General features: G+C 74.5%; 18 protein-coding genes. 7 read left to right on the top strand and 11 right to left on the bottom strand.

Annotated features, from left to right (window positions below; genetic code table 11):
• Positions 1–5 precede the first annotated feature (5 nt).
• Positions 6–1,022, bottom strand: coding sequence for a glucose-6-phosphate dehydrogenase (coenzyme-F420) (gene fgd, locus AB0637_RS10490; RefSeq protein WP_366171993.1), 1,017 nt, complete (start codon positions 1,020–1,022; stop codon positions 6–8).
• Positions 1,023–1,203: 181 nt separating this feature from the next.
• Here fgd and AB0637_RS10485 point away from each other — a divergent pair, with 181 nt between their 5' ends.
• The 3 genes from AB0637_RS10485 to AB0637_RS10475 all read left to right on the top strand — a co-directional run bounded on the left by AB0637_RS10485 (position 1,204) and on the right by AB0637_RS10475 (position 3,466).
• The gene (locus AB0637_RS10485; RefSeq protein ID WP_366171992.1) at positions 1,204–1,590 is read left to right on the top strand and encodes a PLDc N-terminal domain-containing protein; all 387 of its coding nucleotides are present in this window, start codon (positions 1,204–1,206) and stop codon (positions 1,588–1,590) included.
• Between the two features lie 75 nt (positions 1,591–1,665).
• Entirely contained in the window at positions 1,666–2,676 is a 1,011-nt protein-coding gene (locus tag AB0637_RS10480) for an acetamidase/formamidase family protein (RefSeq protein WP_366171991.1), read from the top strand.
• Between the two features lie 31 nt (positions 2,677–2,707).
• Complete coding sequence (locus AB0637_RS10475) at positions 2,708–3,466, top strand: SDR family oxidoreductase (RefSeq protein ID WP_366171990.1); 759 nt, start codon at positions 2,708–2,710, stop codon at positions 3,464–3,466.
• Here AB0637_RS10475 and AB0637_RS10470 read toward each other — a convergent pair.
• Together AB0637_RS10470 and glnA are read right to left on the bottom strand one after the other, a co-directional pair.
• Positions 3,463–4,344 carry a hypothetical protein gene (locus tag AB0637_RS10470; RefSeq protein ID WP_366171989.1) on the bottom strand — a complete coding sequence of 294 codons (882 nt, stop codon included), beginning with the start codon at positions 4,342–4,344 and terminating at the stop codon, positions 3,463–3,465. The two genes, AB0637_RS10475 and AB0637_RS10470, sit on opposite strands and share 4 nt — an antisense overlap.
• 167 nt (positions 4,345–4,511) lie before the next feature.
• The gene (gene glnA / locus AB0637_RS10465; RefSeq protein WP_366171988.1) at positions 4,512–5,936 is read right to left on the bottom strand and encodes a type I glutamate--ammonia ligase; all 1,425 of its coding nucleotides are present in this window, start codon (positions 5,934–5,936) and stop codon (positions 4,512–4,514) included.
• A 195-nt stretch (positions 5,937–6,131) separates the two neighbouring features.
• Between glnA and AB0637_RS10460 the strand changes: the two genes are divergently transcribed.
• Positions 6,132–6,572 (top strand): RDD family protein, encoded by a 441-nt coding sequence (locus AB0637_RS10460; RefSeq protein ID WP_366171987.1) that lies wholly within the window; start codon positions 6,132–6,134, stop codon positions 6,570–6,572.
• Between the two features lie 81 nt (positions 6,573–6,653).
• Here the strand turns inward: AB0637_RS10460 and AB0637_RS10455 are convergent, their stop codons facing one another.
• The 3 genes from AB0637_RS10455 to AB0637_RS10445 all read right to left on the bottom strand — a co-directional run bounded on the left by AB0637_RS10455 (position 6,654) and on the right by AB0637_RS10445 (position 10,024).
• On the bottom strand, positions 6,654–7,388 hold the full coding sequence (locus tag AB0637_RS10455; protein WP_366171986.1) for a DUF4191 domain-containing protein: 735 nt from the start codon (positions 7,386–7,388) through the stop codon (positions 6,654–6,656).
• A gap of 35 nt (positions 7,389–7,423) precedes the next feature.
• Positions 7,424–8,428, bottom strand: a complete 1,005-nt coding sequence (lipA, locus tag AB0637_RS10450; protein WP_366171985.1) for a lipoyl synthase — start codon at positions 8,426–8,428, stop codon at positions 7,424–7,426.
• Positions 8,429–8,575: 147 nt separating this feature from the next.
• On the bottom strand, positions 8,576–10,024 hold the full coding sequence (locus tag AB0637_RS10445) for a serine hydrolase domain-containing protein (RefSeq protein WP_366171984.1): 1,449 nt from the start codon (positions 10,022–10,024) through the stop codon (positions 8,576–8,578).
• Between the two features lie 49 nt (positions 10,025–10,073).
• On the opposite strand from AB0637_RS10445, the gene AB0637_RS10440 reads away from it, so the two are divergent.
• Together AB0637_RS10440 and AB0637_RS10435 are read left to right on the top strand one after the other, a co-directional pair.
• Positions 10,074–10,997 (top strand): LLM class F420-dependent oxidoreductase, encoded by a 924-nt coding sequence (locus AB0637_RS10440; RefSeq protein WP_366171983.1) that lies wholly within the window; start codon positions 10,074–10,076, stop codon positions 10,995–10,997.
• A gap of 133 nt (positions 10,998–11,130) precedes the next feature.
• On the top strand, positions 11,131–12,018 hold the full coding sequence (locus AB0637_RS10435; RefSeq protein ID WP_366171981.1) for a glycosyltransferase family 2 protein: 888 nt from the start codon (positions 11,131–11,133) through the stop codon (positions 12,016–12,018).
• A gap of 7 nt (positions 12,019–12,025) precedes the next feature.
• Here AB0637_RS10435 and lipB read toward each other — a convergent pair whose 3' ends face one another.
• From lipB to AB0637_RS10415, 4 genes are all read right to left on the bottom strand, one after another.
• Positions 12,026–12,673, bottom strand: coding sequence for a lipoyl(octanoyl) transferase LipB (lipB, locus tag AB0637_RS10430; protein ID WP_366172159.1), 648 nt, complete (start codon positions 12,671–12,673; stop codon positions 12,026–12,028).
• 104 nt (positions 12,674–12,777) lie between these two features.
• Positions 12,778–13,335 carry a hypothetical protein gene (locus tag AB0637_RS10425; protein WP_366171980.1) on the bottom strand — a complete coding sequence of 186 codons (558 nt, stop codon included), beginning with the start codon at positions 13,333–13,335 and terminating at the stop codon, positions 12,778–12,780.
• Between the two features lie 104 nt (positions 13,336–13,439).
• Positions 13,440–14,174: a peptidase E gene (locus tag AB0637_RS10420; protein ID WP_366171979.1), complete on the bottom strand. Its 735-nt coding sequence runs from the start codon at positions 14,172–14,174 to the stop codon at positions 13,440–13,442.
• Positions 14,164–15,492, bottom strand: coding sequence for an NAD(P)/FAD-dependent oxidoreductase (locus AB0637_RS10415; protein WP_366171978.1), 1,329 nt, complete (start codon positions 15,490–15,492; stop codon positions 14,164–14,166). The genes AB0637_RS10420 and AB0637_RS10415 overlap by 11 nt, the downstream gene beginning before the upstream one ends.
• A gap of 68 nt (positions 15,493–15,560) precedes the next feature.
• Here AB0637_RS10415 and AB0637_RS10410 point away from each other — a divergent pair, with 68 nt between their 5' ends.
• Positions 15,561–17,360, top strand: a complete 1,800-nt coding sequence (locus tag AB0637_RS10410) for a serine/threonine-protein kinase (RefSeq protein WP_366171977.1) — start codon at positions 15,561–15,563, stop codon at positions 17,358–17,360.
• 115 nt (positions 17,361–17,475) lie between these two features.
• Here the strand turns inward: AB0637_RS10410 and AB0637_RS10405 are convergent, their stop codons facing one another.
• Positions 17,476–18,366 carry a TIGR01777 family oxidoreductase gene (locus AB0637_RS10405; protein ID WP_366171976.1) on the bottom strand — a complete coding sequence of 297 codons (891 nt, stop codon included), beginning with the start codon at positions 18,364–18,366 and terminating at the stop codon, positions 17,476–17,478.
• Between the last annotated feature and the right edge of the window lie 20 nt (positions 18,367–18,386).

Raw genomic sequence — 18,386 nt, 5'->3', positions numbered from 1 at the left:
GGGGCTCAGGGCCGCAACAGGGGGACGACGTCCTGGGTGAACTGGGTGAGGAACCGCGACTGGTCGTGGCCGGGACCGTGGAACACCAGGTGGGTGAACCCGGCGTCGACGTACCCCTGGACGGCCTTCGCCACCTCGGCCGGGTCGGAGGACACGATCCACCGCTTCGCGACCTGCTCGATGGGCAGTTCGTCGGCCAACCGGGCCATCTCGACGGGGTCGTGGACCTGCGACTTCTGCTCCGCCGACAGCGACAGCGGCGCCCAGAACCGCGTGTTCTCCAGGGCCACGGCGGGGTCCTCGTCGAAGGACAGCTTGATCTCGATGGTCCGGTCGATCTGCTGCTCGGTGCGGCCCGAGGCCTCCAGCCCCTCGCGCAGCGCCGGCAGCAGCGTCTCGGAGTACAGCTCCATGCCCTTGCCGGACGTGCAGATGTACCCGTCCCCGGCGCGGCCGGCGTACTTCGTCACCCCGGGGCCCCCGGCGGCGACGTAGATCGGCACGGGCTGCTCGGGCCGGTCGTAGACCGTCGCGTCGTGCAGGCGGTAGTAGTCGCCCTCGAACGTCACCCGCTCCTCGGACCACAGCTTCTTGATGAGCCGCACGGCCTCGCGCAGCCGGGCGAACCGTTCGCGGGTCTCGGGGAAGTCGACGCCGACCGCGGTCTCGTTGAGCGCCTCGCCCGTGCCGATGCCGAGGATGGCGCGGCCGGGGGCCAGGACGCCGAGCGTCGCGAACGCCTGGGCGATGACGGCGGGGTTGTACCGCAGCGTGGGGGTCAGGACCGACGTGCCGAGCTGGACGCGCGACGTCTTCGCCGCGACCCACGGCAGCCACACGAGCGCCGACGGCGCGTGCCCGTCGACGTGCCGCCACGGCTGGAAGTGGTCGGAGATCCACACCGAGTCCAGCCCCTGCTCCTCGGCCTGCACCGCGAAGTCGGCCAGTTCCGCAGGGGCGAACTGCTCCGCGGACGCCTTGTAGCCCAGCTTCAGCGGCTGACCGTGCGTGTCGACGCTCACGACACTCCCACCTTCCTCGACGGACGGATCCTCGCGCTCAACCTACGTCGCCGCGCCCGGAGCGCCCGTCCGGGTGGTGCGGGTCGCCGACCGGGTCCCGAATCTGCCGAAGCGCCCCGGGGCCCCTGGGGCCGCCGCTAGCGTCCTGCGCGCACGCACAGCCGACCCACCGGGGAGTCCCGTGATCCGCATCCTGCCCGTCGTCGTCGAGCTGGCTCTGCTCGTCTTCTGCCTCGTCGACTGCCTCCAGACCGACACCCACCGGGTGCGGAACCTGCCCAAGCTCGTGTGGGTGCTCCTCATCGTCGTGCTCCCCGTGATCGGTGGCATCGCGTGGCTCGTGGCGGGCCGTCCCGGGCGCGTGGCCCACCGGCCCGAGGTCTGGTACTCCTCCACGCCCGGGTTCCCCGAGCACGAGCGTCCCGCGGGCTGGGCCGGCGCCGAACGGGGCCGGGTCGACGAGCGGGTCGCGCAGGAGCAGGCCCGGGTCGACGCCGAGTTCGAGGCCGCGGTGCGCCGCGCGCAGGCGCGGGGCGACGTCCCGCCCGCCGGGAACGGCGGCGCCTGAGGTCTTCCGCGGTGCGCGGTCGCTGGGGTACAAGGGCGGGACACGTCACGTGATCACCGTCCCCCGAGGAGCACCGTGCGATCCCTGGACCCCGCCGTCGAGGTCGTCGAGTTCACCCCCACGCCCGAGCAGTACGCGTGGACCTTCGGCGGGGCCGGTCCCGTCGCGAGAGTCCGTCCCGGCACGGCCCTGAAGCTGTGGAGCGACGACGCGTTCTGCGGTCGGCTCCGCTCGGTGGCCGACCTGCCGTCCAGCGCGCTGAACATGCCGTTCGTGAACCCGCAGACCGGTCCCTTCTTCGTCGAGGGTGCCGCACCGGGGGACACCCTCGTGCTGCACGTCGTCGACCTCGAACCGGCCCGCGACTGGGGTGCGTCGGCGCTCATCCCGTTCTTCGGGGGCCTGACCTCCACCGACCGCACGGCGACGCTCCAACCTCCGCTGCCGGAACGGACGTGGATCTACCACCTGGACTCCGCGCGCGGGACCGTCGGCCTGGACCTCGGGGACCTGCACCTCGACCTGCCCCTGGAACCCATGCTCGGGACGGTCGGCGTCGCCCCGGCCGCGGGGGAGGTCCGCTCGGCCCTCGTGCCCGACGTGTTCGGCGGGAACATGGACACCCCCGAACTGCGCGCCGGCACGACCGTGTACCTGCGCGTCAACGTCGAGGGCGCGTTGTTCTCGTTGGGGGACGGGCACTTCCGGCAGGGTGAGGGCGAGTCCTGCGGCACCGCCGTCGAAGGGGCGATGAACTCCCTCGTCCTCGTCGACCTGCTGAAGACGCCCGGCCCGGCGTGGCCGCGGCTGGAGAGCGACACCCACTGGACGGTCGTCGGGTCCGCGCGCCCGCTCGAGGACGCCTGGCGCGCAGGGCAGGTCGACGCGGTGTCGTGGATCAGCGAGCTCACGGGGCTCGACACCCTCGACGCCTACCAGGTGCTGTCCCAGGTCAGCGAGGTGCCGTTGGCCAACGCCGTCGACGTGAACTACAGCGTCGCCACGAAGGTGCCCAAGCGGCTGGTTCCCGTCCACCGCCAGGCCTACGACGGCGTGCACGACCGGCTCCGCGCCCTCGTGCGCTGACCCCACCCCCGAACGAGAACGAGGAGAACCCATGGACCTGCAGCTCGAAGGTGCCCGCGTGCTCGTCACGGGCGGGACCCGCGGCATCGGCCGCGCAATCGTCGCGGAGTTCCTCGCCGAGGGCGCCGACGTCGCGACGTGCGCGCGCACGGCCGCCGACGTCGAGGCCTTCGTGGAGTCGGCCACCGGGCCGGGGACGTTGCGCGGCAGCGTCGTCGACGTCGCCCGGCGCGAGGAGGTGAGCGCGTGGGTGGAGGAGTCCGCGGCCGACCTCGGTGGCATCGACGTCGTCGTCGCGAACGTCAGCGCCATCGCCGCCGCCAACGACCTGGAGTCCTGGAAGCTGTCGCTCGACGTGGACCTCATGGGCACGGTCGCCCTCGTCGACGCGGCCCTGCCGCACCTGCGGCGCGCCGGCGCCGGCGCGATCGTGACGATCGGCAGCGTCTCGGGCCGCGAGGTCGACGCGTTCGCCGGGCCGTACGGCACCGTCAAGGCCGCCCTCGTCGCGTACACGCAGGGACTCGCGCACCAGCTCGCGGCGGAGGGGATCCGGGCCAACACCGTCTCGCCGGGGAACACGTACTTCGAGGGCGGGGTGTGGCAGCTGACCGAGCGCAACGACCCCGAGTTCTTCGCCGAGGCCCTCGCCCTGAACCCCACGGGGCGGATGGCCACCCCGGAGGAGGTGGCCCGTCCCGTCGTGTTCCTCGCCAGCCCCGCCGCCAGCTTCGTCACCGGGACGAACCTCGTCGTCGACGGGGCGCTGACCCGGGGGATCCAGCTCTAGCTGTTGAGGAATTCCACGTCGCTGACGGCCGTGCGGTCGAACCGGCCGCCCGCCCCCGGGCGGGTGGTCCGGTCGATCGTCAGGTCCACCTCGGTCACCTCGACGGGGGCCACGGCGGTGGTCTGCATCCGGCGGTCGCCGTCGCGCAGGCTCTGCTGCACCGTCACGGGACCGGTCGCCGTCCGGAACGTCCACGTGACCGCGGTGATGCGCCGACCCTGCTCGTAGCGGTCCGTGCCGTCGTAGGGGTCCACCTTCGCGAACCCGTTCACCAGGCCGACCTCGGTGAGGCGGACGGGCGCGTCGAACGTGAAGACGAGCGTGTCCCCGCTCGCGTCGCCCTCGGCGCGCCAGGCCGTGGAGGGTTTGCCGTCGAGGACGTTCGCGACGGTGTAGCTCGTCGTGCGCCCACCGGCGTCGGTGCTGTCCGGCGCCGTGCTCGGCGCGCTCGCGCGGGCCGGGACGACCGGCCCGACGGGGAACGCGGGGGAGGGGGTCGCCGCCACGGTCGGGGTCGGGCTGGGGGTGGCGGACACCGCGGCGCTGGGGGTCGTGCTGGGGGTGGCGCTGGGGATCTCGCTGGGGGTGGTCGCGGTCGGCGACGGGGCGGGCGACGGCGCCGACGTCTGGACGGTGTCGTCGTCGGACCGCGTGAGGTACCAGGTCGAGAGCGCCACGGCCGCCACGACGAGGACCGCGAACCCGGCGACGACGGGTGCCCCCACGCGGCGGCGCCGGGCGCCGCCGGCGGCCGGTGCGGGGACGACCGCGAGGCGGTCGGGCGCCTCACCCTCGCGCGGTGCCCCGCACGTCCAGCAGAACCGGTCGCCCTCGCGCATCGCTGCGCGGCAGGCGGAGCAGGTGGTGGTCGTCGGCACGTGGGCCCCCGTCCTCGGGTCGTGTCGTCGGAGCGCGGCGACGTCCTGTCACCGGAGGTGCACAACCTACTGGGGGAACGGAACGAGCCGCACCCAGGCCCGGAACGCGGAGGACCCCCGTCCCAGCAGGGACGGGGGTCCTCGTCACGACGGACCGAGCGGGTGGCTCAGATGTCGTAGTAGAGCTCGAACTCGTGCGGGTGCGGACGCAGCCGGATCGGGTCGATCTCGTTGCTGCGCTTGTAGTCGATCCACGTCTCGATGAGGTCGGGCGTGAACACGCCGCCCTCGAGGAGGTAGTCGTGGTCGGCCTCGAGCGCGTCGAGCACGGAACCCAGGTCGTAGGGGACCGTCTTGATGTTCGCGTGCTCCTCGGGCGGGAGCTCGTAGAGGTCCTTGTCGACCGGGTCGGCGGGCTCGATGCGGTTCTTGATGCCGTCCAGGCCTGCCATGAGCTGGGCCGCGAACGCCAGGTACGGGTTCGCCGACGGGTCCGGCACGCGGAACTCGATGCGCTTGGCCTTCGGCGAGTTCCCGGTGATCGGGATGCGGATGCACGCCGAGCGGTTGCGGGCCGAGTAGACCAGGTTGACCGGAGCCTCGTAGCCCGGAACCAGACGGTGGTAGGAGTTCACCGTCGGGTTCGTGAAGGCCAGCAGCGACGGCGCGTGGTGCAGCAGACCGCCGATGTACCAGCGAGCGAGGTCGGACAGGCCGCCGTAGCCCTTCTCGTCGTAGAAGAGCGGCTCGCCGTTCTTCCACAGCGACTGGTGGCAGTGCATGCCGGAGCCGTTGTCACCGAACAGCGGCTTGGGCATGAAGGTCACGGTGTGACCGTTGCGCAGGGCCACGTTCTTGATGATGTACTTGAAGAGCAGCAGCTGGTCGCCGGCGTTCTTCAGGGTGTCGAACTTGTAGTTGATCTCGGCCTGGCCGGCGGTGCCCACCTCGTGGTGCGCGCGCTCGACGGTCAGACCGGCCTTCTCCAGCTCGACGACCATCTCGTCGCGCAGGTCGGAGAAGTGGTCGATCGGGGCGACCGGGAAGTACCCACCCTTGTAGCGGGTCTTGTACCCGAGGTTCCCGCCCTCCTCCTTGCGGCCTGTGTTCCACGCCGCCTCGATGGAGTCGATGTGGTAGTAGGACTCGCGCTGGTTCGTCTCGAACCGGACGTCGTCGAAGATGTAGAACTCGGCCTCGGGGCCGAAGAAGACGGTGTCGGCGATGCCGGTCGTCGTCAGGTACGCCTCGGCCTTGGCCGCGATGTTCCGCGGGTCGCGGCTGTACGCCTCGTTCGTGAACGGGTCCACGATCGAGTGGTTGATGACGAGCGTCTTCTCCTTCCGGAACGGGTCCAGGAAGGCCGACGTCGGGTCCGCGATGAGCTTCATGTCGGACTCGTGGATGGCCTGGAAGCCGCGGATCGAGGATCCGTCGAACATCTGGCCCTCGGACAGGGCGTCGACGTCCACCGTGCTGGCGGGGACGGTGAAGTGCTGCATGACACCGGGCAGGTCGCAGAAACGGATGTCGACGAACTTCACGTCTTCGCGCGCGATGAAGTCGATGACCTCTTGGGCGTTGCTGAACATCCAACCTCCAGGAACGGAACCGGCCCGGGTGTCGAGCCGCCGCGGACGCGCCGACCGTAGGGGCACGATGTTTCGCACTCGTTACGGCAGCGTTTCCGCAACCTTACCGACGCCCCGAGGGCGGCGACAGTGCCCCCGGGAGTCGCCGACGGCTGCGCTACGGCGCGCGTCGTAGACGCCCCGTAGGCTGGGGTGGTGGCCGACCGGACGACGCGCAAGAGCTCCGCCCCCGACCCATCGGAACCGCCCGTCCTGCCGCCTGGGGTCCGCCTGGGGCTGCCCGCCACGGGTCCGGGCTCCGTCGCCGGTTGGGGTCGGCGCATCCTCGGGCTCGTCGTGGACTGGGTGATCGCCACCCTCGTGGCCCGTACCGTCCTGGAGGGGCTGGGGCGCGACCTCGGCCCCCTGCTGGTCTTCTTCGCGATGCACCTGCTGCTCGTCTCCACGATCGGCATGAGCATCGGCCACGCCGTCGTCGGGATCGCGGTGCGCCGCCTCGACGGCCGCCCCGTCGGGCTCGCCATGGGGGCGCTGCGCGCGCTGCTGCTGACCCTCGTCATCCCCGCCGTCGTCTTCGACGGCGACCGGCGGGGTCTGCACGACAAGGTCGCCGCCGTGGTCGTCGTGCGCCGCTGAGGGAACGTGAGGAGGGCCCGGCCCCGCCGTGGTGGCGGGACCGGGCCCTCGTCGTCTGCCGTGTGGTGACTGGCGTGCGCGTCAGCGCCCGCGCATGGCGCGGCGGTCGGGGCGCGCGCGCATCGGGTCGATGCCCTGGGGGACCGGCGGACGGATGCCGCCGATCGCCTTGAGGCGCTTCTGCACCGCGGCGACCTCCTGCTTGGTCAGCTGCGGCTTGAGGCGCTGGACACGGGAGGCCAGCTTGCGCAGCGGGACCTCGCCCTCGGAGCCGCCGTCGCCGACCGTGAAGACGTGCACGGGCACGTTCGGAGCGACGCGGGCGATCTTGCGGCGCTCGGACTCCAGCAGCTTGCGGACCCGGGAGGGCGGGCCGTCACCGACGAGGACGATGCCCGCGCGCCCGATGGCCCGGAAGACCATGTCCTGGGTGCGGGCCTCGGCGGCGACCGGTTCCTGCTCGATCGTCCAGCCGCGGCGGATGGAGGACAGCGCGGCGCCGGCGGCGCCCTTCTGACCCTCGAGGTTCATGTACGCGGCGCGCTCGGCCCGGCGGCCCAGCAGGAACATCCCGGCCAGGACGCCCAGCAGGACACCGAGGATCGTGAAGTAGATCGGGTGCCCGGTGAGCAGACCGACGACGAGGCCGAGGACGATCGGGCCCGCGAAGGACAGGAGCAGCCACCACCGGGTCGACGGGTCGACCCGGACGGTCATGTCGTAGACCTGCTTCAGCTGACGGGTCCGCGCCCACCGCTTCTTCTTCGGCTTGGGTGCGGCTGCCGCGCCGCCGTCGCTGGATCCTCGTCGTGCCATGGCGGCAAGGATACGTGCCCGCGAGGGGCCCCGGGTCAGCTCCGGGCGAGCAGGCTCGACGCCTCCTGGGCGGCGGGGGTGTCGCGGTCCAGGTGCGCGAGGTGCTCGGGGATGGCGACGCCCCGCTTGCGCATCGCCCCGGCCCAGAGCCGACCGGCGCGGTAGGAGGACCGGACGAGCGGACCGGCCATGACCCCGCTGAACCCCATCTCCTCGGCGGCCCGGGAGAACTCCACGAACACCTCGGGCTTCACCCACCGCTCCACGGGGTGGTGGCGCGGTGTGGGCCGCAGGTACTGGGTGATCGTGATGATGTCGCAGCCGGCGTCGTGCAGGTCCTGCAACGCCTCCAGGACCTCCTCGTCGGTCTCGCCCATGCCGAGGATGAGGTTCGACTTGGTGACGAGCCCCGCCTCGCGGCCGGCCGTGATGACGTCGAGGGACCGCTGGTAGCGGAACGCCGGGCGGATGCTCTTGAAGATCCGCGGCACCGTCTCGACGTTGTGCGCGAACACCTCCGGCGCCGCGTCGAAGACCTGCTGCAGCAGGTCGGGGCGGCCGTTGAAGTCCGGGACGAGGATCTCCACGCCCGTGCCCTCGTTGTGCTCGTGCGTCTGCCGGATCGTCTCGGCGTACAGCCACGCGCCGCCGTCGGCGAGGTCGTCACGCGCGACGCCCGTGATCGTGGCGTAGCGCAGCCCCATCGTGCGGATGCTCTCGGCGACGCGACGGGGTTCGTCCCGGTCCAGCGGGGACGGCTTGCCCGTGTCGATCTGGCAGAAGTCGCACCGGCGGGTGCACTCGGAACCGCCGATGAGGAACGTGGCCTCGCGGTCCTCCCAGCACTCGTAGATGTTGGGGCAGCCCGCCTCCTCGCACACCGTGTGCAGGCCGCCGGACTTCACCAGGCCCTTGAGCTCCTTGTACTCCGGACCGGTGCGGGCCGTGGTGCGGATCCACGACGGCTTCCGCTCGATCGGCGTCTCGGCGTTGCGCGCCTCGATGCGCAGCATCCGGCGTCCTTCCGGGGCGATCGTCACCGGTCCAGCCTACGTCGCGCCCCGTCCCGCGCAGGACGGGGCGTCCGGAGGGGGTGTCGGGAGGGGGCGTCAGGAGGGGGTGTCGGGAGGGGGTGTCGGGAGGGGGTGTCGGGAGGGGGTGTCGGGAGGGGGTGTCGGGAGGGGGCGTCAGGGGGTGGCCGTCCAGCCGCCGTCGTCGACACCGCCCGGGACGTCCGCTGCCGGGTCGTAGGGGGTGCGGGTCAGGCGGAAGCTCGCCAGGTCCAGGTGCGAGACCGACCCGTCGGCCCCGGTCACCGGACGCAGCAGCTCACCCGCGTAGTACTCGTCCAGCCCCCGCCACGCGCCCGGCACGCCCTCGGCCCGGACGAAGCGGGAACCACGCCCCCGACCGGCCAGCCCCGCCAGCTCCAGACCTTCCTGGGACCCCACGCGCACCGCCCGCAGCGACAGGGGCGCCGGGCCCCAGTACCAGGGCCCCACGAGGGCCAGGACGTCGGCGGCGACGTCGTGGGGCACCCACGCCTGCGGGGCGTGCGGTTCGGCCTCGACCAGGGTCTGCAGCAGGCGCAGCGGCAGGTCGCCGAACCCGGTGGTGGAGTTCGTCATCGCCACGACCCCGTCGCCGGTCTCGACGTCGACCCGCAGCATCGCGACGAAGCCCGGCATCGACCCGGAGTGCCCCGCGTGCCGGCGGCCGCCGGTGTTCCACAGCTGCAGGCCCAGGCCGTACCCGGCCGCCCAGCCCGCCCCGCGCGCGTCGTCCACGCTCTGCGGCTGCCACATCGCCTCGACCGTGCTGCGCCGCAGCACCTGCGAGCGCCCGCCGACGACCCCGGCCCAGCGGGCGAGGTCGAGCACCGTGGACCAGACCTGCCCGGCGGGGGCCATCGCGCCGGCGTCGTGCTCGGGTTCGGGCAGCACGACGTCCGCCCACGGGTGCACGGCCAGACCGCGCGCGGCGGGCGCGACGGGGCGCATCGTCGTGCGGTCCATGCCGAGGGGTTCCAGGAACTGCGTGCGGACGACGTCGCGCCAGGTCGCCTGCCGGACGCGGCCCACGAGCTCGCCCAGCACGCCGAAGCCGACGTTGCTGTAGTGGAAGCGCGTCCCCGGCCGGTGCCGCACCGCGCTCCCCCCGAGCAGGGGGACCAGGGACTCCCAGTCGCCGCCGGCCGTGCGCTCCCACCAGGGACCGTCCGTCTCGGCCTGCACCCCACCGGCCTGGCCGAGGAGCTGGCCCACCGTGACGCGGCCGACGCCGTCGGTCAGTTCGGGCAGGTGGGCGCGCAGGGGGTCCTCCAGGCCCACGAGCTCGTCCTCGACGGCGCGCAGGACCGCGGCGGCCACGAACGTCTTGGTGATCGACCCGACGCGGTACTGGGTGTCCGGCCCGGGCCGCCCGGCGTCCCCGGTCCCCGCGTCCACCCCCGTCGTGCCCACCCCACCGCTCCAGACGAGCGCCCCGTCGCGCACGAGCCCGGCCACGACCGACGGCAGCCGGGAGGCGACCTGCCCGGCGGCGAGGAGGTGGTCCAGCCGGCGGTGGGTGCTGGGCAGCAGAGCCTGCGGGTTGCCCGGGGAGGACGAGGGGGTGGGGGAGGGGACCGCGGTCATGCCCCGACCCTGCCAGAGCCCTGCGCCGCCCGTGGGTGAGGATGACGGCGTGGACCTGCGCATCTTCACCGAGCCCCAGCAGGGGGCCACCTACGAGACCCTCCGCCGCGTCGCCGTGACGGCCGAGGAGGCGGGTTTCTCCGCCTTCTTCCGCTCCGACCACTACCTGACGATGGGCGGCGACGGGTTGCCCGGGCCGACGGACGCGTGGACGACGCTGGCCGGGCTGGCCCGCGACACCAGCACCATCCGCCTCGGCACGCTCGTCTCCTCCGCCACCTTCCGGTACCCGGGGTTGCTGGCGATCCAGGTCGCCCAGGTCGACGAGATGTCCGGCGGCCGCGTCGAACTCGGGCTGGGGTCGGGCTGGTACGAGGAGGAGCACACCGCCTACGGCATCCCGTTCCCGTCGGTGGGCGAGCGCTTCGACCGCTTCGAGGAGCAGCTCGCCGTCGTCACCGGGTTGTGGGGCACCCCGCCCGGTGAGCGGTTCTCCTTCGAGGGCGAGCACTACCGGCTCACCGACTCCCCGGCCCTGCCCAAACCCGTGCAGGACCCGGTGCCGGTCGTCCTCGGCGGGTCGGCGAGGAAGCGCGGGGCGGCGCTCGCGGCCCGGTACGCGCACGAGTTCAACGCCCCGTTCTCCTCCCCGGCCGAGACGGCGGAGCGCTTCGAGCGGGTTCGCGCCGCGTGCTCCGCGGTGGGCCGCGACCCCGGCACCATGACGTTCTCCGCAGCGCTGCTCCTGGTCTGCGGTCGGGACGAGGCCGAGTTCACGCGCCGCGCCGAGGCCATCGGTCGCGCTCCGGAGGAGGTGCGGGAGAACGGGATCGCGGGGACGGTGTCCGAGGTCGTCGACGCCGTCGGCCGGTACGCGGAGGCCGGGGTGGAACGGCTCTACCTGCAGGTCATGGACCTGTCGGACCTGGCCCACCTCGAACTCGTCGCCGCCGAGGTGGCGCCCCAGCTCTGACGGACCCGCGGTGGTCACGGACCGTTCCCGGAGGTGACGCTGTCACCTGAGGGGAGAGTTGAACCGTCACGTCCTCCGGTGCACGCTCCTCGCAGCCGGCACCGCCAGGGTGCCGCCCGTCCCGGGAGCGTCCGTGACCGACCGCAGGCCCGGGGGCACCCCGCTCGTCAGCGTGGGTGTGCCCGTCCACAACGGCGAGGCCTACCTCGAGCAGACGCTGACGGCGCTGCTGGACCAGACGTTCGCCGACTTCGAACTCATCGTCTGCGACAACGCCTCGACCGACCGGACCCCGCGCATCGTCGAGGAGTTCGCGGCGGCGGACCCGCGGGTCCGTTCGGCTCGCAACCCCACGAACATCGGCCTGGCCCGGAACTTCAACCGCGTCTTCCAGCTGTCCCAGGGGCGGTACTTCCGGTGGGCGATGGCCGACGACCTCGTCGACCCCACCAACCTCGAGGACTGCGTCGCGGCGCTCGAGGCGGACCCGGGGGCCGTCCTGGCCGTGCCCTCCTGGGACCTCATCGACGCCGTCGGCGGGCCGGCGCGCGGGGGAGGTGAACCGGCGTCCTTCACGTGGGACACCGCGGCCGGCCGCCGCATGGAGCAGTTCATCGACATGATCAACGGGCCGTCGTCGATCGCGGTCCTCGCCTACCTGTCGGGTCTGGTCCGCAGCGAGGTGCTGTGGGCGACCGACCAGCTCGGCAGCTACCCCTCCTCCGACCAGGTCCTGCTCGGGCAGCTGCTGCTGCAGGGCCGGTTCGTCGAGGTCCCGCGCCGTTCGCTGCACGTCCGTTTGCACGAGGCCTCGGCCGGCCACGGGATCGGGGCGGGCGACTACGCCGCGGTGCACCGGACGTTCTTCCCCGACGCGCCCCCGCGGCACCTGTTGCGCTGGAGGGCGACGCGCTACCGCAAGATGTGGGACGTCCTCGACCGCGCGTCGGCCACGCCCGCCGAACGACGCTCGTTGCGCGTCCGGTACGCCCGCAGTTCGGCGCTGGAACTCCTGCCCTGAGGGCCGTTCAGCCGGGCAGACCCGCGCCGGGCAGCAGGTCCTCGACCACGTCCGCGGCCGCGAGCACGTCGATCCGTCGGCCCGTCCGGGCGCTCAGCGACGTCGCCCCCGCGTCGGGCAGCCCGCACGGCACGATGTGGGAGAACCCCTGCAGGTCCGTGTCGCAGTTCAGGGCGAACCCGTGCATCGTGACGCCCCGGGCGACCCGCACGCCGATGGCGGCCAGCTTGTTCTCCGCGCGCCACCCCGGCGCGAGCGGCGCGTCGGCCGTCCAGACGCCCGTGCGGTCCTCGACCCGGTAGCCGGCCACCCCGAACCGCGCGGCGACGGCGATGAGGAGTTCCTCCAGCCGCCGCACGTACCCCACGACGTCCAGCGCTCCGCGCAACCGGACGACCGGGTACCCCACGAGCTGCCCCGGACCGTGCCAGGTGATCCGCCCGCCGCGGTCCACGTCGACGACCGGGGTGCCGTCGTCGGGGCGCTCCCAGGAGTTCGTGCGCCGACCCGCGGTGTAGACGGGTTCGTGCTCCAGCAGCAGCACGGTGTCCGGGGCGTCGCCCGCGACCACCGCGGCGTGCAGCCGCCGTTGGGCCTCCCACGCCTCCTCGTACGGCACGCGCCGTTCGCCGAGCCCGTACCGCTCGACGCGCAGCGACGTCGTGGCGTCGCCGACGGGGGCGGCGGGGGTGCCGGGGGGCGCGGGGGCCTGCGTCACCCCGGCAGCCTACGTCGCCGCCGTGGCCGGGTCGGGCGCCGTCAGGTGGTCGTCGTGGAGCCCGTCGTGCCAGTGCCGGAGCCGGTGCCGGAGTCGCTACCGGTGCCGGAGCCGTCCTGGCCGAGCTGCCCCTGCTGGCCCAGCTGGCTCTGGTCCTGACCGCCCGTCCCGCCGTCCCGGCGGCCGCCGAACCCACCGAACCCGCCGTCGGTGCCCGCTCCGGGCCCCGTGCCGTCGCCCGGGACGAGCTGCCCCACCTGCCCGGCACCTCCGGTGGCCCCGCCCGTCCCCGCCGTGGCCTGCCCGACCGCGAAACCGCCGGCGCCACCCCCGAGCAGCAGCACGATCCCGGCACCGGCGAGCGCCGCCGGCAGCCAACGACGCCGCGGCGCGACGTGGGCCGCGGGGATTCCGGACCAGGCCACGGCGCCGGGCGGTGGGGTGAGCGTGGCCCAGACGGGCCCGGGCACGGCCTGCTGCTGGAGCTGGTGGGGCTGCGGGGCACCGGGCCCGGTGAACCCCACCGTGCTCTCGACCCTGCCCACGACCTGGCCCTCGAGCGGGCCGGTCGGGGGTTGCTGGGGGTGTGGTGCGTCCACGGGGTCCTCCCTCGTCGTGTGCTGACCCCACGACGATCGGTCCCGCGCCCCGCAGCGGGCCCAGAAAGACCTGTGCCCCCGGTGTGGACGTCGCGGGGCTCGCGTCAGCGGGCGAGGAGGCGTGGTTCGAGCCGGGTCTCCGTCACGCCCGTGGCGTCCCGGCGCACGACGTACGCACCCTTGCCGGCCACCTCGGTGACGGCCTCGACGAGGTCGGTGCCCGCGTAGACGAGGCCGACACCGTCGTCGCTGCAGTGCGTCTCACCCAGGACTCCGGCGCCGACGAGCTCGTGGACCAGCGGTCGGCGGGCCGCTTCGGAGTCGTGGTGGACGCCGTTGCCGTAGGGCAGCAGACCCAGCCCGTCGGTGACCGGGCGCAGCCGGGGTCCGAAGGAGTCGGTGGTGCCGCCCTGGAACCAGCAGATCGAGCCCGCGCTGACGCCGCCGAGGACGACCCCGGCCTCCCAGGCCGCGCGGAAGGCGGCGTCGAGGCCGTGCAGGCGCCAGAGGGCCAGGAGGTTGGCGACGGACCCGCCCCCGACCCAGACGACGTCGGAGGCGAGCAGTTCGGCCGCGGGGTCGTCGACGCTGGGCATCGGGAAGAGGTCCAGGACGGTCGTGCGGAAGCCGGCGCGGGTGCCCGCGGCGTGCACCTCGGCCGCCCAGGACCGTTGGTCACCGCCTGCCGTCCCGAGGTACGTCAGGCGCGGGGCCCGGCCCGTCGGGACGCGGGCCAGGGCGACCGCGAGGTGCGCGGTCCCGGCCCAGTCCACCCCGCCGCGGGCGCGACGGGTCCAGCCGCCGGACGTGGCGACGATCGTCGGCCGCTCAGCTGGCACGCGCGGAACCGGTGCGCCCGAACGTCTTGGTCAGCACGGCGTCGGCGGCGCGGCGGCCCGAGACGAGCGCACCCTGCAGGGACGCGTTCTCGCGGTGGTCGCCCGCGACGAAGACGCCGTCGCCCACGTCGACCGGCTGCGAACCCTCGAACGGGGGTGCCACGACGGGCAGCGCGTGCGGGAGGGAGTGCGCCGCCACGCGGGTCCACTCGGCGGTGTGCGCGCCGTAGACGCGGGCGAGCTGCTCGCGGACGCGCTGCTCCACGTCGGCGCCCGTGTCGGCCCCGAGGACCTGGGCGCTGACGAGGGCGCGGTGCTCCGAACCCGGCTGCAGGTACGACGGGGCGACGGCGGACACCACGGCGGTGTTGACGACCGGACCGCGGCGGTCGCCGTCCAGGTGCAGCAGCTTCGCGCGCGAGTCCGGGGCGGGCGAGCTGGCTGCGCCGAACCAGAAGGTCGACAGGGCCCGGCTGTCCGGGACGTCGAGCACGGGCACGAGGTGGCCCGCGGTGTGCGCGTCCGTGGCGACGACGATGGCGTCGCAGTTGACGCCGCCACCGGCCGTCTCCACCACGAGCGAGCGCGGGGCCAACCCGATGTGCTTCACGGAGACACCCGTCGCGAGCGACCCCGCGGGCAGGCCCGCGGCGAGCTGGTCCGGCACGGCCTGCATGCCGTTCGCGGGCAGCCCGGGCGTGCCGCGCAGGAAGGTGCGCACCAGGAGGTCCACGAAGCGGCGGGACGTCGTGCCCTCGACCTCGCCGAGGACACCGGCGAGGAACGGTTCGAGGACGGACCAGCGCAGTTCACCGTGGACCTCGGCGGCGTCCAGGCCGTCCGACCAGCCCGAGTCCGGGTCCTTGAGGTCCCCGGCGGAGGTGACCTTCAGCAGCCAGCGCGCCACGGCCGCCTTCTCCTTGGCCGTGCCGAGGGGGAACCGCAGGGCCTGCAGGACGGCGGTGGGGTGCCGGCGCGGGTCGCGCAGCGCCGCCACCTGGCCGCCGCGGTGGACCGCGACCCCGGCGTCGAAGGTCTGCAGGTCGAGCGCGTCGACGTCGAGGACCTTCCCGACCTCCGGGTACGCGGGGTTGAGCAGCTGGAACCCGCGGTCGACGCGGAAGCTCCCGACCGTCTCGGACCGCACGCGGCCGCCGACGGTGTCGGCGGCCTCCACGACCAGGACGTCGACGCCGGCCGCATGCAGGTGGCGCGCGCAGACGAGGCCGGCCAGGCCAGCGCCCACGACGACCACCTCCGCGGACGTGCGCAGCGCGACGGGCGGGTGGGCGGTGTCGAGGGAGGTGCTGACGGTCACGCCCCTGAGCGTATCGACCCTGTGGACAACGAGCGCGGCAGTCCCCGCAGGTGCGCCACCCTGTCCGGGTGACCCTCTCCGAACCCCTCACCGGGCCCCTGGGACCGCGCGCCACCGCGGCCGGACCGGGGCGGCAGTGGCGCCGTGAAGCGCTGTCGGCCCTCGGGGACGACCCGCGCCGCCGGCCACCGGTCGTCGACGGGTACGAGGTCGGCCGGCTGCTCGGGGCCGGCGGGTCGAGCGTGGTCTGGGCGGGGACGGGGGCCGACGGCGTCGACCGCGCGCTGAAGGTGCTGGCCGTCGCGGGCGACGCCCCCGGGCCGGACCTGCTGCGCGAGCTGACCCTGCTGCGGCGGGTGCGGCACCCGCGCGTGGTCGCGGTGCACGACATCTCCACCGACGAGCGGGGCCGACCCGTGCTCGTGCTCGACCTGGCGGCGGGCGGCTCCCTCGCCGGGGTGCTCGCGCAGCGCCGGCGGCTGTCGGCGGGGGAGGTCAGCGGGCTGCTGCACGCGCTCGGCCCCGCGCTGGAGGACCTGCACGCCGCGGACGTCGTCCACGGGGACGTCGCCCCCGGCAACGTGCTCCTCGACGCGCGGGGGGAACCGCTGCTCGCCGACCTCGGCGTCTCCCGGGCGCTGGGACGGCGGCACGGCAGCGTCCTGGGCACCCCCGGCTTCGCCGACCCGGCCGCGCTGGCGGGGGAGGGCGTCGGGGCCGCTGCCGACGTCTACGGCCTCGCCGCCCTGGGCTGGTGCGCGCTGACCGGCGAGCCGCCCACGGCCGTCGGGCCCCTCGGTGCCCGGCAGGCGCAGCGCCGTGCGGCCGCCGACCTGCCGGCCGGTGCCTCGGTGGCGGTGCTGGCCGCGCTGCGGGAGGGGTTGCACCGCAAGCCGTCCCGGCGGCCGACCCCCGGTGAGCTCGCCACCGCCGTCGCGGCCGCCGCGCGGCCGCGCCCGGTGCGGGGGCTCGCTGTGCCGCGGGCGGCGGCCGCGCCACCGCCGGGGGCCGAACCGCCGCCCGGGGTGACCCGGCGGCTGGGCGGGGGTGTCGCCGGTGGAGCGGGGCCCGTGGTCGACCTCCGCGACGAACCCGTCGAGCCGGTCGTGCCCCCGGGGACCAGCGGACCCGTCGTGCCGGGCGGACCGGGCGGGTCCGTCGGGGACACCGGCTCCCGTCCGGCTCCCGAGCGGCTGCGTCCCCGGTCCCGTCCAGGCCGCCGGCCCCAGCCCCGGCGCGAGCGTGGGGGTTCCCGGCGTCCGGCCCGGCCCGCGCGCTCCCGGCGGTTGCTGCTCGTCGCGGCCACCCTGCCCGTGGTCTGCGGCGGCGCCCTCGTCCTCGCCCTGCACAGTCCGGCCGCCGAGCCCGCCGGGAAGGTCGTGAGCGACACCCCGGCGGCCTCGGCGCCGACGGTCGCGCCGCCGGCCACGCCCGTGGCGCCGGACGCCGAGGCGTGGGGTGGCGGACCCGCGACCGGCGACGAGGCGGTGCTGACCGGGGACGACGCCGCCGCCGTGGTCGCCGTCCTCGCCGCCCGGCGGGCCGCCGCGCTCACCGCCGGGACGCCCGACGCGCTCGACGCCGTCGACGTGGCCGGGTCCGCGGCCCGGGCCGCCGACGAGGCCCTCCTCGCCGACCTCACGGCCCGGGGCGCGACCTTCGACGGCCTCGCCTTCCACGTCGAGGCGGTGCGCGAGGTGACCCGTGCGCCAGACCGCTGGGTGCTCGAGGCCGACGTCACGACGGGTGCGCACGTCGTCGTCGGGGCCGACGGGTCCCGCAGCTCCGTCCCGGCCGGTCAGCCGCGGACGTCCCGGCTGACCCTGGACCGCGTCGAGGGCCAGTGGCGGGTCGGTGCCGTGGGCTGATCCGACCCCCGCGGGCCCGCGACGGGGCGGAGAACACTCCTTCCGCCCTGGCGTCAGGCTTCTGAGGGCGGCGAGCACGAGATCGGCCCGATGTCCTTGGCCCCGGGGTGCGCGGTCAGGCGCGGGCGAGCCAGCCCATGACCGACGCGACGTCCGGGTGGCGGAAGGTGAACCCGTGCTCCAGCAGCACCGAGGGCACGACGCGCTGGCTGGCGAGCACCTGGCCGGCGAACTCGCCCAGCACCGCGTGCAGCGCGAACCCGGGGACCGGCACGAGGGTGGGCCGGTGCAGGGCCGCCCCGAGGGCCGCCGTCACCGCGGTGTTCGTCGCCGGTTCGGGGCAGGTGAGGTTGACGGGGCCGGACACCGGCTGCGTCAGGAGGAACTCCAGGGCCGCGAGCTCGTCCGGCATCGAGATGGTGCTCCACCACTGGCGCCCGCCGCCGAGCGGACCGCCCAGCCCGAGCTTGAACAGCGTCAGCAGCTGGCCGAAGGCGCCGCCGACGGGGTTGGCCAGCAGCCCGGTCCGGGCCGTCGCGACCCGGATCCCCGCGGCTGCGGCCGGTTCCGTCGCCCCCTCCCACTGCGCGACGACGTCGGCGAGGAAGTCGTCACCACGGGGGGCGTCCTCGGTGAGGACGGTGCCACCGCCGTCGCCGTAGGCGCCGATGGCGGAGGCGTTGACGAGGACCTGCGGCGCCTCCTCGAGCCGCAGCAGCGCCCCGACGAGGGTGGACGTGGAGTCCAGGCGGGACGACAGGATCGTGCGCTTGTAGGCGTCGTTCCAGCGGTGGTCCCCGACGCCGGCCCCCGAGAGGTTGACGGCGCCGTCGACGTGGCCGAGGTCGCGCGGGTCGAGGGTGCCGTGCGCGGGGTCCCACGTCACCTCGTCGGGTTCGCGGGCCGGGCGGCGCACCAGGGTCACGACGTCGTGGCCCGCCCCCCGCAGGTGGGCGACGAGCTGCTGACCGATGAGACCGCTGGCCCCGCTGACGACGACGCGCACGTGAACACTCCAAGGTGGTG

Source organism: Kineococcus sp. NPDC059986, assembly GCF_040702905.1.
Taxonomy (GTDB): domain Bacteria; phylum Actinomycetota; class Actinomycetes; order Actinomycetales; family Kineococcaceae; genus Kineococcus.
This window is presented reverse-complemented; position numbering and strand designations above follow the sequence as displayed.

What these genes read in the sequence shown, in the direction of transcription:
- AB0637_RS10445 (WP_366171984.1), bottom strand. Translation starts at nt 10,024, where the DNA reads ATGACCGCGGTCCCCTCCCCCACCCCCTCGTCCTCCCCGGGCAACCCG.
- glnA (WP_366171988.1), bottom strand. Translation starts at nt 5,936, where the DNA reads ATGTTCAGCAACGCCCAAGAGGTCATCGACTTCATCGCGCGCGAAGAC.
- AB0637_RS10455 (WP_366171986.1), bottom strand. Translation starts at nt 7,388, where the DNA reads ATGGCACGACGAGGATCCAGCGACGGCGGCGCGGCAGCCGCACCCAAG.
- AB0637_RS10475 (WP_366171990.1), top strand. Translation starts at nt 2,708, where the DNA reads ATGGACCTGCAGCTCGAAGGTGCCCGCGTGCTCGTCACGGGCGGGACC.